The organism is Pseudoxanthomonas sp. 3HH-4 (assembly GCF_006716465.1).
Lineage (GTDB): Bacteria > Pseudomonadota > Gammaproteobacteria > Xanthomonadales > Xanthomonadaceae > Pseudoxanthomonas_A.
On the sequence record NZ_VFPB01000003.1, the window covers coordinates 211547 to 227488 of the forward strand.

Sequence of the window (15942 nt, forward strand, 5' to 3'; positions counted from 1 at the left end):
ACCTCAAACAAGCCTCCTACGACACCCATCACGGCTGGCGCAGCATAAATACAGGCATATATCTTTAAATTCAATCACTTACGTGTATTTTCTTTACATTTTTACATTTTATGTAGGTTATGATTTGACATCTGCGAAAGTCGCTTTTAGGCTGTGCTCATGGCCGAGAACGAAATCATCGATATGGGGCACGCGTCGCGATGGGTTCGCACGCGTAAGGCAATGAGGGACCCCAACTGCTCCGTAGAGGACATCGCAGCTGCCATGGGCGCAGACATGGAAGGCATGTGCGCCGCTCTAAACGGCGCCTTGCGGAACGGTCCGCCGCTGTCACAGTTGCTCCGTCTCTCATTGGGTTCGCCCTTGCAAGTCCAAGCGGTCATTGCCCAGTTCACCGAAAAGGGGCTCGCGAGCCTGGTCAACACGGCCCGTAATCTCTGCCGCAGCAGTGATCCGGCCGAGGTCGCACGCGTTGCCGCTCGACTCCTGACGCAGCGTTTAGTTGATCAGGCGGAGTGCCGAGCTGGCCGGGAGGAGCGCTTTCGAGATCCCGAATCGCGCGATGAGCTTTGCCTCCAAGCGGCGAAGACCTTCGGCGCTTACGAGGCTGACCTTCGAGTGATCCTAGAGGCTGCGCTGCGAGACGGCGCGCCGGTGCCATTCAAGCGGCGTCTGACTGCAAAGAGGCGTATGAGTTCGAAGCAGTTGGTAGGGATGTCCTTGACTGCTCCCCCACAGCATCCTAAGGAGTCGAATCGTGCTCGTTGAGCTGCCGCAACAACTTCAGGTTCGCTACTCAAACGGTTATCTCGAGGTTGAAGGCGACACCACCCGCCGAATGAGCATCAGCGCCCAGGCCATGATCCAGGATCTCTTAGCCTGCGTGGACGACCGTTCAATTGACTTCATCAGCATCGCGGCGGGCGCATACGCAATCGACCGTATTCACCGCCGCAAAACTAGCCTCAGAAATGAGGCAGGCCTTCGGACGATCCCCGTCTGCTTTAATGTTGCCGACATCGACTACTGGTCTCAGCCGCAAGTCATAGACCAACTGGCAGAACTGTTGCATTTTCTGTCTGGCGACTTCTGGCTAATTTCGTTCGCGGCTCAGCAGCGATCAACGTCCGCAGGCCATCAAGAGCTGCTCGATTTCGGAGCGCACTGGCGCCCAAGCCGAGTGGCACTATACAGCGGAGGACTGGATTCCGCAGCGGGCCTGGCCTGTGCGTTGCAAGATGGCCAGCGCGAGATGGTGTTGCTGACTGCTGGTCACCAATCCGCCATTCGCCGACGCGCCATCGATCAGGTCAATGCCCTTAAGCGTGTCATGCCCCATGCCAGTTCGATCAGCCATGCGTCGTTTGTATTGGGTCTTGAACGCTCGGGGCGTATTCGTGATCAAGAGACTACGCAGCGCACTCGAGGCTTCTTGTTCTGCGTCTCCGGCGCAGTGCTGGCGGCGGCCTGCGGAGTCGAGATTGTCGATATCTACGAGAACGGTCACGGCGCAATCAACCTGCCCCTGATTGGAGGCGGCTTGTCGAGCGGATTCTCTACGCGCGGCGCCCATCCTGCCTTTCTTTCGAAGATGACGCGTTTGGCAAGCGATGTGCTGCAGCGCCCTATCCGCTTCGAGCTTCCCTTCGCGCACATGACCAAGGCGGACATGGTCGCTAAGCTTACTAGCACTCCACGATTAGCCGACTGGGCGCAACAGTCGCGCTCCTGCGTTCACACGTCCTGGCGGGAGCTTGGCATTACCCATTGCGGTTACTGTGCTGCTTGCATCGAACGACATCAGGCTCTTGAGGGAGCAGACGTGGTCGACGTCACCTCATACAGCCGCCCTCTTTGGGAGCAAGTAAACGCCTTGGACGACGACTATTTCCGTAGCTATCTCTGGCAAGCACAGCGATGGGCCCGAGGAGACCTTGGCATCAGAGAGAGGTTAGATGATCATTGCGCGTTATCCAATTCCGCGACTCCCCTTGAGGAACTGATTTTGCTTCACGAGCACCATGCAGCCGAAGTTCTGCGCGTCTATGCTAGACACGCTGACGCACCATCTCCTAGTCATCCAACGCCAGAAATATTGAGGGCGGCGTGAGCGCGCTTGCGCAGCGACTAGCGGCCGCTCGAAAAGCTGCAGGAGTTTCGCAACTCGATGCCGGCAAGCACATCAATGTCAGCCGGCCCACCTACATAGCCATCGAGAAGGGGGAGAGAGACGTTAAGCCGGGCGAGCTCGTTGCACTGGCTGCCCTGTTCAAAACTCAGGTCAGCCGTCTGGTTCGGCAAGAGACCGCGCCCCCCATGATTGCGCCGCACCTTCGCGGCGAGATCCCACAGGCAGCACAAGAAGTTGGCGTTAGCGAAGCAATCGACAAGCTCGCGGAATTCGTCGACGACTATCAGTTCTTGTTGGAGAAGAACAACGCCCGGTTGATCCCGGTAATGGCCCCTCCTCTTATCGACCGCTCTGCGAGAGAGCTGGAAGCTCTTCCAGCTCGCGTCGCACAGCACGAGCGAAGTAGACTCGGCTTTGGAGAGCGGGAGCCCATCGGCGATCTACGTAAAACGCTTGACGAGGTTGGCGTTCATGTTTTTGTGGACGCCCTCCACTCCAAGCTGGCCGGACTCTATTCTTATGTAGAGGGCTTTGGATACTGCATCTTGGTAAACCGGCTTCATCCTCGTGAGCGAATGCGTTGGACGATTGCTCATGAGTATGGTCACTTTGTGTTTGATAGAGATAAGCCAGGGGTCGACTACCTGAATTCCGGGACGCGCAGGCCTTTTAGTGAACGCTTTGCTGACGCGTTTGCTGCCAACTTCCTGATGCCTGCCGAGGGAGTTCGCCGACAATTTGAAGATGCGAAAGCACGAAGCGGTGATGTCAATGTCGGCGACGTTTGCCGGATGGCCGATTTCTATGGCGTTTCGATGATGGCGATGACGCTGCGAATGGAGGGCCTTAAGCTCATCCGATCGCGCACTTGGGAGTTGCTAAAGGAGTCTGGCGTGCGCGTCAGCGAGATGAAGCGGGAAGCCGGGATTGTGGAACCCAGCCAGAAGCCGGTCATCGACACGTTCCCAGAACGCTATCTGTTACTGGCCATCCAGGCTTGGAACAACGAAGAGATCACTACTGCCCAGTTCGCCAAGCTTCTCCGCCGATCTCCGATTCAAGCCCGAGAGTTGGCAGAGAAACGCTCCACCCTGGACGAAGAGGGGCTTCTTCGGGTTAAGCTCAGCGCCTCGGTTCTGGACCGGAGCAACGCTCCTGCATGAAGGGATATGTGCTGGATGGATGCACGTTGATCAATCTCTACTGCGCATGGGGCAGTATCGCCAACTTGAATTGCTTTCCAGCGCCATTCCATATCGGGACGGCTGTGGCTTCAGAAATTCATTATGTTCGCGAGTTCGACAGCAAAGGTAACGTTGTCGCCAAAAATTTGAGTGCTATAGAGTTGGCTCGCCACCACCCGTTGCACGAACTGGCACCGACATCAGAAGAGATCGAGCTCATGGTTCGATTGTCAGCATGGCTGGATGATGGCGAGGCTCAGGGATTAGCTATTGCTGCTTCACGTGCCATGGAGTTCTGCACGGATGACGGCGCCGTCCAAAAAGTGGTTACAGCCCTTGGCATTCAAGCAAATCTCGCTTCTACGCCGAGCCTGCTTCTAGGCTGGGCGGGAAATGAGCCACACCGTCTAGGCACGCTTCCTACGATGGTGAAGCGTATTACCGAGTTGGGTAGATTCAGGCCTCACCGCTCTAGCCCTCACTACTCCTGGTGGATGAACAAGCTCGATGAATGATTGGGCCCAGTAAAAGCTAGCCCGCTCGTTAGGCTGTGTTACGTAGCACATTGATTGGCTTGCTCGTATCACGTGACTCTAAGAGCCAACATTTATCTACCGTACAGATCTTCCCTAACAAATCCCGAGCCTCAAGTTAGCTTGTTTCATTAAACAGTACGGTCATGACTCCGAAAGCAAGCGCGGACTAAAAATGCAAGCCATTGATCCAGAATAGTTTGCACATAAATCAGCGGTGATAATGCGCGTCGCATCCATGCCGTTTGATCCCAGCAAGATCTCAACGCCTAAGGCCATCACTCGCCTTGCAGAAAAATGTCTCAGACGGGTTGACGAATTTCTTTCCTGATTGAACTTACTTCCATCTCCAGATGGAAGTGAAACCATGTCGAACCAACCCCACGCAACAAACCAAACCCTTCAGAACTACATCAACAGCCCCTTCGGCTTGCTCACAATGAAAGGCGTCCGTATCGGGCGGGTTGTCATTGAAGAAGTCGCTATCGCGGGCCGCGAAGCCGCCATCAATCTCCAGGAAATCTTCCTGATGGCGTGCGACAAGACCAAGCGTCTTCGAATCAGCAAGAATGGAACTCGCTATCCAGAGCCGCTGCCCGTAGCCTCTCCCGCTCGCCTTCTTTCAATCGAGATGCAAGACCATCTCAACGACATGGCCCGGCGAAACCTCCAGCCCAGGACCATCGAAGCGACCGAGCGCACTTTGAAGCTGTTGAAGCTGACATGCGGCGACATTCCGGTGTCCCGCATCGACCACAAGCACATCTACCAGCTGTGGGATGTCATCCGCTGGGCACCCACCGGCCTGATGGCCTTCCCAAACTTCACATCTCTACCGCCCGACAGGGCGATTGCCCTGGGTAAGAAGGAGGGCGTTAAAGCGCCCGCACCGGCGACCATGGAAAGGCACCGGCGGTTCCTGGTTGCCTTCTTCAATCAGCTGGTCCGCACCCGCGCCATTCCTGCCTCCCCCATGGCACCGTTCGCGGAGGTCAAGAAAGATCTCGCGATCGATCCGAACAAGCCGGAGCGGCTGTTCGATGACGAGGATTTGAAGCGAATCTTTGCCCCCGCCACGTTCATCCCCTGGGCCAAGTGCCATCCGCACCGCTGGTGGGCCCCGATGATTGGCCTCTACACAGGTGCTCGCATCAACGAAGTGGCTCAGCTCAAGTTGGCCGACATTGTTCAAGAGAGCGGCGTGTGGTGCATCCGCATCCAAAAGACGATCGATGCCGACTTGGCGCACAAGGCCACCGGCCGGAGCCGCCAGAGTCTTAAAGGCAAGGCCGCGGTTAGGACCTTGCCCATTCCCAAGCCCCTCCTGGATGCTGGCTTCATTGAGTTCGTCGAAGACATGCGCGCATGTGGGCACCCTCGCCTCTTCCCGCATCTCTCTGCCGGCGTGAACCGAAAGACCGGAGAGACCAATGCCCGCTACAGCCAAGGCATCTTGAACCAGTTCGGGCGCTACCTGCGGGACCTCGGCTTTCCGAAGGGCGTGGGCTTCCACGCATTCCGGCACACCTTCGCCACCGAGCTACATCACCAAGGCATTCCTGAAGAGGACATCGCGCTGGTCACCGGCCACTCGGTATCAAAGAAGGTGCCGGTCCTGCATGAGGCCTACTTCCACAAGAAGCCGGCGGTGGCCCGATCCAAGCAGATCAAGGCACTGGCGAGCTACCAGCCTCCGGTCGAACTGCCGGTCTATCGACGAGGGCAGTTCGCCGAGCAACTCACGGACCCATCTCGGTTGTATCCATGAACCGCGAAATCTAGCAGCGAGCGCGCATAAAAAGGGAGGGGACTGTTGCCCCTCCCTTCCTCATCACTTCTCCTCGAAGTGATGATTGTTCAAGCTCGGGGGGAACCGCTCCCCCTTCTCCACCCGGCGGTCGTGCGAACTGCCAGCGTAAGCGTTGTTCACGTCGCTGTATTGCCCGTAGGTCGCTGTCTTGGGGCACTCCTGCCCCGACCAGTATTTACCACTGCTCATAGCTAAAGTCCTCTAAGGTTGATGAAGCACCAGGCGAATACCTGGTTCGCTCTTTGTAAGTGACGTGCATCTCAATTTCTGAGACGATTCGGCTCGGCCGTTCTCGAGCTTGATCCCCCGGCTGCGGGCGCGCTCTATCGGTCGCCTTTGCATACCTCCGGAACCTGTGGCCCAGACGCCTCGGGCACCAGCGGGCAGGGAGGCGCGTCATTGGGGCGCGCCCGTTGACGAACACAGGCGACAATCTCGTCATGACGCCCGCGGCGTTCGCGCTCGCGAGACGGCCTTCTAATTGGGGAGCCAGGATGAATCTTCCAAAGTCGCAAAAGACGGGCCGACTTGCAGAGTGGGCTGTGGACGGCGTTTTCACTTCTTGGGGTTGGAATGTCGGGGAAGACCACATCGACATCGGCTACGACCTCTGCGTGACTTCGGACTACGACACCTACTAACTAAGGCGTTCTTTTTCCTGGTTTAGTTCAAAGAAACATCGCGGTAGCCCACACCGGACTCATGGGTGCCATCCAGGACGGCATCGCTACCCTTGAAATGGCTCTCCATGGACTTGGTCCGCGTGACTCGGCTCTTGTCATCCCCTAGACTTCTTGGAACATCGAGAAGCTTGGGGGTCCGATGTCGTTTGCCTGGGGTTGGCCTCACCACCCACTGAGTTTGGCGTTCTCCCTGGCCTTACTCCTCCTGCACCTACTGGTGGCGGCACGTGCCATCACCCGGCCAGATCGCACGCCCGCCTCACGCGCAGCTTGGGTGGCCGTCATCATGTCGGTCCCCACCCTGGGCATCATTGCGTATTTCCTTTTGGGTGAGACCAGCATCGGCCGCGGTCGAGTGGTCCGTCTGCACCACGCCGAAAAAGCGCTGGCCAAACCTCCCGCCACGCCCCTACCCTCGCTGTCTGCCCCCGCACATGCGCTGTCGGACCTATGCACAGCGATCAACGGGTTGCCTGCCGTGGGCGGAAACCGTATCGAATTGCTGGGCCATCCCGGCGCATCAGCACACCACCCCATGCTTGATTCGGAGGCGGCCATCGAGGCGCTGGTCGCCGACATCGCCCAAGCTCGCGACCACGTGCATATCAGCTTCTATATCTGGCTGGACGATGAGCATGGCGGCCAGGTGGCCGATGCAGTAGCGGCGGCAGCCCAACGCGGGGTCGCGTGCCGGGTCATGATCGATGCACTGGGTTCGCGCGTCTTCATTCGCGGTCCCCGCTGGCAGCAGCTGCGCCAGGCCGGGGTGCACCTGCTGGCAACACTCGATGACATTCCGCGCATTGGCCACCTGGCCGTGGGTCGCTTGGACCTGCGCAACCATCGCAAGCTCGTGGTCATCGACAATGCCATCGCTTACTGCGGCAGCCAAAACTGTGCCGACCCTCAGTTCAGGGTTCTGGCTCACTACGCACCTTGGGTGGATATCTTCCTGCGTTGCCAAGGCCCGGTGGTGCGTCAAGCGCAATGGTTGTTCCTGAGCACATGGATCGCCGAAACCGGTCAGGCGCTGGAATCACTGCCGGCCGCTCACCCTCTACCCGCCTCGTTTGAACCCGGCACCACCGCCCAGATGTATGGCAGCGGCCCGTCCACCCCCGGCAATGCCATGTCGGATTCCTTTGTTGGCGCCATCTACGCAGCCCAAAGTGAACTGTTGATCACCACCCCCTACTTCGTTCCCGATGAGGCCCTGTTGCGAGCCTTGTGTGCCGCACCCCGCCGCGGGGTGAAAACCACCGTCGTGTTTCCCACGCGCAACAACTCATGGCTCGTGGCCTGTGCATGCCGCAGCACGTATCGGGACCTGCTTCAATCTGGCGTGGCGATCTACGAGTATCCGCTGGGATTGCTCCATACCAAGTCGCTCACGGCCGATGGCCAGTTTGCCCTGGTGGGTTCGGCCAACATGGACCGCCGCAGCCTGCAACTCAACTTTGAGAACAACCTTCTCATCATGGATCCTGACACGACGACGACTATCCAGAAGCGGCAGCAGGGTTACCTCTCTGCCTCAGCGGCGGTCGCCCTCGATAGCGTGGAGGCTTGGCCGCTCCATGTCCGCTTGCTTCAGAACGCAGTGGGCATGATGGCCCCCGTCCTCTAAGCGAGGTGCGTGCGTCGACATGGTCATTGATCGAAGACTCCCGCGCAGCTTCTATCACCGCGATCCGCGCATGGTCGCCCCAGAGCTACTGAATAAGTCTTGGTCCGCGCCGATGGTCGGATAGGTCGAATCGTCGAGCTCGAAGCCTACTGCGGACAGGAAGATCCCGCCGCGCATACCTACCGGGGACCCACACTACGCAACGCTACGATGTTCGGCCCCTGCGTGCACCTTTATGTCTATCTCAACTACGGCATGCATTGGGGTGCCAACGCGGTGTGTGGCGAAATCGGCGAGGGCGTTGGCGTGCTATTGCGAGCCATCGAACCGGTCGCCGGCATCGACCTCATGCGCCAAGCACGACACTACCCGGCCAAGAATCGTGAAATAGGCTCAGGTCCAGGGCGTTTGACGCAGGCCATGGGAATCACGGGCGAGCTAAATGGCGCCGACCTGGTCGGAAACGATCATGGCATCAGCATCGTCTCTGATGGCACGCCGCCACCCCAAGAGCCCGAGGTGGGTCGCCGAATCGGCATTCGACACACGACCGAGAAGCCGTGGCGATGGCATGTTCCGGCCCACCCCCATGTATCGCACTGGCGCCGCCATCGTCGACAGCCTGGCTAAGTTCACCCCTGTCGCTAAACGGGTGGAGCGTAGAGCAACTCCAGGGCAGACAATGCGGTCAGCACATAGGTGCCGTTGTAGTCTGCATCCTCGTCCGTGGAAAGATCGAGCTGCTTCCACACCCCATTGACGTCGCCAGCCTGGCGTTCATCGATCACGCTATTGGCGAGTCGACGAATCGCGATGAACTGGGTGAGATCGAAGTTCAGACCGTTGGCGTCCACAAACAGGCCGTGCTGACGCAGGAACTCCGCCATCGGCATGGAGGTCTCACTGATGTAGAAGAGCAGATCCCCGGCCTCCAGGGGGCGATCTTCTGCCTGCGGCACGAGGCCGACACTATTCACCAGCTCCTGCGCATGCGAACGCATGTCATTGGTGAGCTTTTCGCTAGATACGGCCGTCATCTTCGTTCTCCTTTCCCAAGCAGGCAAAACATTCCAGCAGTCCACTTCGGCGTTGCGACTCTCGAAACACGCGGACCGGCCCACCAGCTAAGCCAGCGTTACCACGACATTGACTACCGCAGCCAGAAGCACGGTGTTAAAGGTGAAGGCCACGAGCGAATGCAGCAAACTCACCGCCCGGATGCGTGAGGACGAGATGGAGACATCTGCAGTCTGCGCGGCAACCCCGATGACGAACGAAAAATAAAGGAAATCACGCGCGCCAGGAGGCTTTCCTCCTGGAAAGAGCAGTCCGCCGTGATACCCATCCTGCGTCTGGCTTCCGTCGGTGTCTTCTTTGTCGGCCTTTCGCCAATACATGTGCGCATAGTGCCAGGCCATCATCGCGTGGATCGTGGCCCATGCCAGCGGCAATGACGCCAACGTCATTACCAGGACGATGGCATCGCGCTCACTCTTGCTACCGACGGAGATTACCAGGATCACGGCCAGGGCTGCGGCAGCCAAGGTGATGATCAAGACCAGCCATAACGGCTCATCGCGGTGTCCAGCGCTGTCTCTCATCCGTTGGGCGTCGAAAGACGGGACAGCGGCGAGCGTGCGCACCAGATAAGCAATGAAGAAGACATCTACTCCCACCACTACGGCCAGGTAGGGCACGGCATAAAGAGCCCAGCCCCACGCCAACACGCCTGCGCCGGCGGCGAGATAGAAGCTAGCTCTGGCGTGCGACAACTTAATCATTTTTCGTCCACCTTCTAAAGAAAGCTGCATGTGCTCTGCCCCATACCGGCCAACGTCGAAGCATCAACAGATGGCTCATGCTTGACAAGAATAAATTCTTCGCTATGGGTATCTACCCATCAACAGGTAGAGACTCATGAAATCCAACGGCTTATCAGGTCTGACGTGGAAAGAACGAATGGCCATCAGCACGGGCATGCTGGTGATGCTGGGCTACTTCTGGCTGGTGCTGTTTGGATGCCAATACATGCGCTCTCATCGGCAGCCAACGCCCCTGCAGAATACGTCCCCCAGCGCGCCTATGTCGCCACCCGCGCCATACACGACATCCATGGCCCAGATAACAACCCCCGCTACAGCGAAGCCAATTCCCCACGCTCGAGTCCGTATCTGAGTGCACATAGCCACAGCCGCGGAGGCAAGCAAAAGCCCAAGCAGCAGTGCATTCATGTGCGCGGCGGGATCCTGTTGAGGAATGAGCTCGGATAGCGCGAGGTAGATACTTCCTACGATCAACGTGATGGCAATACCCAGCCACGTCCGATCCCATGTGGAATGGATGCCGAATACTCGCGCCCACCATGATGCCGGTTGACCATCGGCTTTCTTCCCGACGGGCACAGCCGGTTCGAAATCAAGATCATCGGGAATCCCGTCAAACTCTTCCGATGCCCTTGGATCATCGGGCGAGGTGGATGAGGTGCCAGACGCTACAGAGTCCTGCTGATCTTTGTCTTTACTCATCTCGATCCACCTTTCCTTGAAAAGAGTTCGCAAAGAACTCAGCCTCCGTCAGCAGACCTAACTTCGTGCCGCGACTTCATCGATATGACGCAGCAAATCCGCCGGGTCTTCATACACACGAAAAGCACCCGCACGCTCAAGCTCTTCTTGCCCATACCCACCCGAGAGCACGCCAACGCCCAAGGATCGAGCCCGCTGGGCTGCGAGCATGTCCCAGATGCTGTCGCCAATTACCAGGCACTGCGTGATGTCCACCCCCAGCCGCTCAGCCGCGGCGATGAAAAGATCTGGATCCGGCTTTGCATGCCGGACCAGATCCCGAGTGATGACCGGAACTTGCGCCGGGTCCACCCCTAGTGCCGCGATGTTGGGCCCCGCGGTCTCCATGCGTCCACTGGTTGCGATAGCCCAGGGAATAGATGCGCCCGTGAGGAAGTCCAACAGCTCGCGCGCCCCGGGAAGAGGATGCACAGTGCCCTCGCGGGAGAATCGTCCATAGGCTTCGGCGTGATACTGCCGAAGCCTGGCCAGACGCTCCTGCGTGATATCCAAGCCAGTCTCACGCAGCAGGATATTGGTGAACAAGCCACCGCTCATGCCGATCTTGCGATGGATCTTCCATACCGGCAGGTCAACGCCTTCCCGATCCAGTGCTTCCTTCCATGCCAACACATGCTGGTAAACGCTGTCGATGAGGGTGCCATCGAGATCGAAGAGAAAGGCGGTTGAGGCGCGTGGCATGGCGGCATCTCACAGAGAAAGGGAGTGGTGGCGCGAGGCCTATTCCTTATCGTCCTTGACCTCGGTGAACTCAGCATCGACGACGTTGGGGTCATGCGTCTCCTGCCCCGCGCCTCCACCCTCCTGGGCATGGCCGCCACCGCTTGCTGCTTCCATCAACGGCTGCGCGATGCGCTCCAAACCTTGCGTTTTGGCCTGGATCTGGGATCTGTCATCGCCCTTCATGGCAGTTTGAAGGTCCGCCAGTGCCGCCTCCACTTCACCAATTACACCACCACCGACCTTGCTTCCATGTTCGTTGATGGCATTGCGGACCGTGTAGATCAGCGCGTCGGCCTGATTGCGCACACCCACAAGTTCCTGGAATTTCTTGTCCTCGTCCCGATGCTTCTCTGCATCCTCGACCATGCGGCTAATCTCTGCCTCTGACAAGCCAGAACCCGCCTTGATCTCCACCTGCTGCTGTTTGCCGGTTTTGTTGTCTTTGGCCGAAACATGCAAGATGCCATTGGCATCGATGTTGAAGGATACCTCGACCTGAGGCGCTCCACGTGGCGCGGGCTCAATGCCCGTAAGATCGAACTTGGCCAGCGATTTGTTGAACTGCGCCTGCTCGCGCTCACCTTGCAGCACATGCACGGTAACCGCGGGTTGGTTGTCCTCGGCCGTGCTAAAGGTCTGGGACGCCTTGGCCGGAATCGTCGTGTTCTTCTCGATGATCTTGGTCATCACTCCGCCCATGGTCTCGATACCCAGGCTCAGCGGAGTTACGTCCAGCAGCAATACATCTTTGACATCACCCGCCAGCACACCACCCTGGATCGCAGCACCCAGCGCCACGGCCTCATCGGGGTTAACGTCCTTGCGCGGCTCCTTGCCAAAGAAGTCGGACACGGCTTGCTGCACCTTGGGCATGCGTGTTTGACCGCCCACCAGGATCACCTCGTTGATCTCGCCTGTCTTGATGCCGGCATCCTTGAGGGCAATGCGGCAAGGCTCGATGGTCTTCTTGATCAGATCCTCCACCAGTGCTTCGAGCTTGGCGCGGGTCAGCTTGATGCTTAGGTGCTTCGGACCTGAGGCATCGGCCGTTACATACGGCAGGTTCACCTCGGTTTGCTGCGCGGACGACAGCTCAATCTTGGCACGCTCGCCAGCATCTTTCAGGCGTTGGAGTGCCATCGGGTCCTTGCGAAGATCGATCCCCTGGTCTTTCTGGAACTCATCAACCAGGTAATCGATGACACGCTTGTCAAAGTCCTCGCCACCCAGGAACGTATCACCGTTGGTGGCCAGCACCTCAAACTGCTTCTCGCCATCCACATTAGCGATCTCGATGATGGATACGTCGAAGGTGCCACCGCCAAGATCGTAGACCACGATCTTGCGATCCCCGCCTTCCTTGTCCAGACCGTAGGCCAAGGCAGCGGCCGTGGGCTCGTTGATAATGCGCTTGACGTCCAACCCCGCGATCTTGCCGGCGTCCTTGGTCGCCTGCCGCTGGCTGTCATTGAAATAGGCCGGCACTGTGATGACAGCTTCTTTGATCGTCTCACCCAAGAAAGCCTCGGCCGTCTTCTTCATCTTCTCCAACACGCGGGCCGATACCTCCTGTGGCGCCATCTTCTTGCCTTCGGAAGTCGCCACCCATGCATCGCCGTTCTCATGCTCCACGATGCTGTAAGACACCAAATCGATGTCCTTTTGCACTTCTGCGTCCTTGAACTTCCGCCCGATCAGTCGTTTGACCGCATAGAACGTGTTCTTGGGATTGGTAACCGCCTGCCGCTTGGCCGCAGCGCCTACCAAGACCTCCCCGTCCTTGGTATAGGCCACGATCGAAGGTGTGGTGCGATCGCCTTCGGAATTCTCCAAGACGCGGGCCTTGCCACCTTCAATGATGGCAACACAGGAGTTGGTCGTGCCCAAGTCGATGCCAATGATCTTGCCCATCGTGTTCACCTTTTCCGATTAAGAAGTAGAAACCATGCGCCTGATCCCAACACTCCCATGAATCCAGGCACCGTCGAACCGCTACCGCTCAGTTTCGTTTGAAGCTCAATCTTCCGTCCTGGGCGAATACCCTTACCGTATCGCCCGGTGCGAATTCTCCCGAGAGAATCTGTTTGGCCAAGGGATTCTCCAACTGGGTTTGGATCGTGCGCTTGAGCGGTCTGGCCCCGTAGATGGGGTCAAACCCAATGTTCCCTAAAAGGTTGAGCGCTGAATCATCCAGTTCCAAGTGGATCTGCCGCTCGGCCAAGCGCTTGGCCAGGTAGCGGGTTTGGATACGTGCAATCTCCCGGATTTGTGCTTTGTCCAAGGGATGGAACACGACGATGTCATCCAGCCGGTTGATGAACTCAGGCCGAAAATGGGTCTGGACCACGCCCATCACTGCCGCCTTCATCTGCGTATAGCTCTCCGCACTGTCAGTGGCGCCGCTTGCATCGGACATGTCCTGGATCAGGCTCGAACCCAGGTTGGAGGTCATGACAATGACCGTGTTGCGAAAGTCCACGGTGCGGCCCTGGCCATCGGTAAGCCGCCCATCGTCCAGCACCTGCAGCAGGATGTTGAACACATCCGCGTGCGCCTTTTCTACTTCGTCAAGCAGGATTAGCGAGTAAGGACGTCGGCGCACCGCCTCGGTCAGGTAGCCCCCCTCCTCGTAGCCGACATAGCCAGGCGGAGCACCAATAAGTCGGGCGACACTGTGCTTCTCCATGAACTCGCTCATGTCAATCCGGATCATGGCCTCGCTGCTATCGAACAGGAACTCCGCCAGCGCCTTGCACAATTCGGTCTTGCCAACGCCGGTGGGCCCCAGGAACAGGAACGAACCACTGGGGCGGTTGGGATCGCTTAGCCCAGAGCGGGAGCGGCGCACCGCATCGGACACCACCTTGATGGCCTCCTCCTGCCCGATCACCCGCTTGCCCAACGACTGCTCCATCTGCAAGAGCTTCTCGCGCTCGCCTTCAAGCATCTTGGCCACCGGAATGCCGGTCCAGCGCGAAACCACCTCGGCAATTTCCTCCGCTGTTACCCGGTCTTGGACCAGTTTGAAGTCCTTCTGCTCCACTTCTTGCGCCGCACGCAGTTGCTCTTCCAGTTCAGGAAGCTGTCCATACTGGATTTCGCTCATGCGCGCATAGTCCTGATGGCGCTGGGCGGCCTCCAGTTCCAGCTTGGCCTTCTCAATCTGCTCCTTGACCTTGGTGGCGCCTTGCAGGGCGGCCTTCTCGGATTTCCAGACCTCATCAAGGTCTGAGAACTCGCGCTCCAACGCGGCGATATCTGCTTCCAAGTCCGCCAAGCGCTTCTTGGACTCAGGATCCTTCTCCTTCTTGAGCATCTCGCGCTGAATCTTGAGTTGGATCAAGCGGCGCTCCTTGCGATCCAGTTCCTCTGGCTTTGAATCGATCTCCATGCGGATACGCGAGGCCGCCTCGTCCATCAGGTCGATGGCCTTGTCCGGCAACTGCCTGTCGGCGATATAGCGGTTTGACAGCATGGCCGCAGCCACAATCGCCGGATCGGTGATCTCCACGCCATGGTGCACGGCATACTTCTCTTTTAGGCCCCGCAAGATGGCTATCGTGTCTTCCACCGAAGGCTCGCCCACGAACACCTTCTGGAAGCGGCGTTCGAGGGCCGGATCCTTCTCCACATACTTGCGATACTCATCCAGCGTCGTGGCGCCAATGCAATGCAGCTCACCGCGTGCCAGGGCGGGCTTGAGCATGTTGCCCGCATCCATCGAGCCCTCCGCTTTGCCGGCACCCACCATCGTATGCAGCTCATCGATGAATAAGATGACCTGTCCATCGGTCTTGGAAAGATCGTTGAGAACAGCTTTGAGGCGCTCCTCGAATTCCCCGCGAAACTTCGCACCGGCAATCAATGCACCCATGTCAAGCGAAAGCACCCGTCGATTCTTCAAACCTTCGGGAACCTCGCCATTGATTATGCGCAAAGCCAGCCCTTCCACGATCGCGGTCTTGCCCACACCCGGCTCGCCTATCAACACGGGGTTGTTCTTTGTGCGCCGCTGCAACACCTGAATGGTGCGCCGTATTTCTTCGTCGCGACCAATGACTGGATCCAGCTTGCCCTCTTCAGCCCGTTTGGTCAGATCGATGGTGTATTTATCCAGCGCCTCGCGCTGGTCTTCCGCGTGCTCGGAATCCACTTTGTCTCCTCCCCGCAGTTGTTGTATCGCGGACAGCAACCTCTCCTTACTGGCACCGGCGTGCCGAAGTGCCCGCCCCGCTTCTCCGGTGTCCTCCACTGCCGCCAGCAAGAACCATTCGCTGGCGACATAGGTATCGCCACTGTGTTGGGACAGTTTGTCTGCCACATTGAGAAGTCGCGCAAGGTCATTGCCGATGGACACATTCGCTTGCCCGGGAACGCGCGAAAGCCTATCTATCCCTGCGCCAAGTTGCTCATCCAGGCTGGAGACGTCTACCCCCGACCTGACCAACAGAGGCCGCGTCGTCCCTCCGTTCTGGTCTACAAGAGCTTTAAGCAGATGCACAGGCTCGATCAGCGTGTTGTCTCGGCGAGCAGCCAATGCTTGCGCCTCGACCAATGCTTGCTGCAAACGCGAAGTTAGCTTCTCAAGACGCATCTGTTCTCCCTACAGCGCATCAACTCGGCGGATTCCAATCCAGCCGGCTCATGCCGGACCGAAATGCCGCCG

The 15942-nt window shown here is 58.2% G+C and carries 12 protein-coding genes and 1 pseudogene; 7 read left to right on the plus strand and 6 right to left on the minus strand.

The annotated features are described in order from the left end of the window. The first annotated feature begins 159 nt into the window (after positions 1-159). The 7 genes and pseudogenes from FB548_RS10910 to FB548_RS10940 all read left to right on the plus strand — a co-directional run bounded on the left by FB548_RS10910 (position 160) and on the right by FB548_RS10940 (position 8598). Entirely contained in the window at positions 160-768 is a 609-nt protein-coding gene (locus tag FB548_RS10910) for a hypothetical protein (RefSeq protein ID WP_142124806.1), read from the plus strand. Beyond that, entirely contained in the window at positions 758-2110 is a 1353-nt protein-coding gene (locus FB548_RS10915; protein ID WP_142124807.1) for a 7-cyano-7-deazaguanine synthase, read from the plus strand. The genes FB548_RS10910 and FB548_RS10915 overlap by 11 nt, the downstream gene beginning before the upstream one ends. Continuing rightward, positions 2107-3294: an XRE family transcriptional regulator gene (locus FB548_RS10920; protein ID WP_142124808.1), complete on the plus strand. Its 1188-nt coding sequence runs from the start codon at positions 2107-2109 to the stop codon at positions 3292-3294. Before FB548_RS10915 ends, FB548_RS10920 begins: the two co-directional genes overlap by 4 nt. Next, positions 3291-3830, plus strand: a complete 540-nt coding sequence (locus FB548_RS10925; protein ID WP_142124809.1) for a hypothetical protein — start codon at positions 3291-3293, stop codon at positions 3828-3830. The genes FB548_RS10920 and FB548_RS10925 overlap by 4 nt, the downstream gene beginning before the upstream one ends. A gap of 385 nt (positions 3831-4215) precedes the next feature. After that, positions 4216-5616, plus strand: coding sequence for a site-specific integrase (locus tag FB548_RS10930; protein WP_142124810.1), 1401 nt, complete (start codon positions 4216-4218; stop codon positions 5614-5616). Positions 5617-6480: 864 nt separating this feature from the next. Beyond that, positions 6481-7968 carry a cardiolipin synthase gene (gene cls / locus FB548_RS10935; protein WP_142124811.1) on the plus strand — a complete coding sequence of 496 codons (1488 nt, stop codon included), beginning with the start codon at positions 6481-6483 and terminating at the stop codon, positions 7966-7968. A 19-nt stretch (positions 7969-7987) separates the two neighbouring features. Then, positions 7988-8598 (plus strand): annotated as a pseudogene (locus FB548_RS10940) (DNA-3-methyladenine glycosylase). A gap of 14 nt (positions 8599-8612) precedes the next feature. On the opposite strand, the gene FB548_RS10945 reads toward FB548_RS10940, so the two are convergent. From FB548_RS10945 to clpB, 6 genes are all read right to left on the minus strand, one after another. Next, on the minus strand, positions 8613-9005 hold the full coding sequence (locus FB548_RS10945; RefSeq protein WP_142124812.1) for a hypothetical protein: 393 nt from the start codon (positions 9003-9005) through the stop codon (positions 8613-8615). 87 nt (positions 9006-9092) lie between these two features. Next, on the minus strand, positions 9093-9779 hold the full coding sequence (locus FB548_RS10950) for a DUF1345 domain-containing protein (RefSeq protein WP_142124813.1): 687 nt from the start codon (positions 9777-9779) through the stop codon (positions 9093-9095). Between the two features lie 225 nt (positions 9780-10004). Next, on the minus strand, positions 10005-10493 hold the full coding sequence (locus FB548_RS10955) for a hypothetical protein (protein WP_142124814.1): 489 nt from the start codon (positions 10491-10493) through the stop codon (positions 10005-10007). Positions 10494-10550: 57 nt separating this feature from the next. Then, positions 10551-11234 carry an HAD family hydrolase gene (locus tag FB548_RS10960; RefSeq protein WP_142124815.1) on the minus strand — a complete coding sequence of 228 codons (684 nt, stop codon included), beginning with the start codon at positions 11232-11234 and terminating at the stop codon, positions 10551-10553. Positions 11235-11273: 39 nt separating this feature from the next. After that, complete coding sequence (gene dnaK, locus FB548_RS10965) at positions 11274-13187, minus strand: molecular chaperone DnaK (protein ID WP_142124816.1); 1914 nt, start codon at positions 13185-13187, stop codon at positions 11274-11276. An 88-nt stretch (positions 13188-13275) separates the two neighbouring features. Further along, positions 13276-15870, minus strand: coding sequence for an ATP-dependent chaperone ClpB (clpB, locus tag FB548_RS10970; protein WP_142124817.1), 2595 nt, complete (start codon positions 15868-15870; stop codon positions 13276-13278). Between the last annotated feature and the right edge of the window lie 72 nt (positions 15871-15942).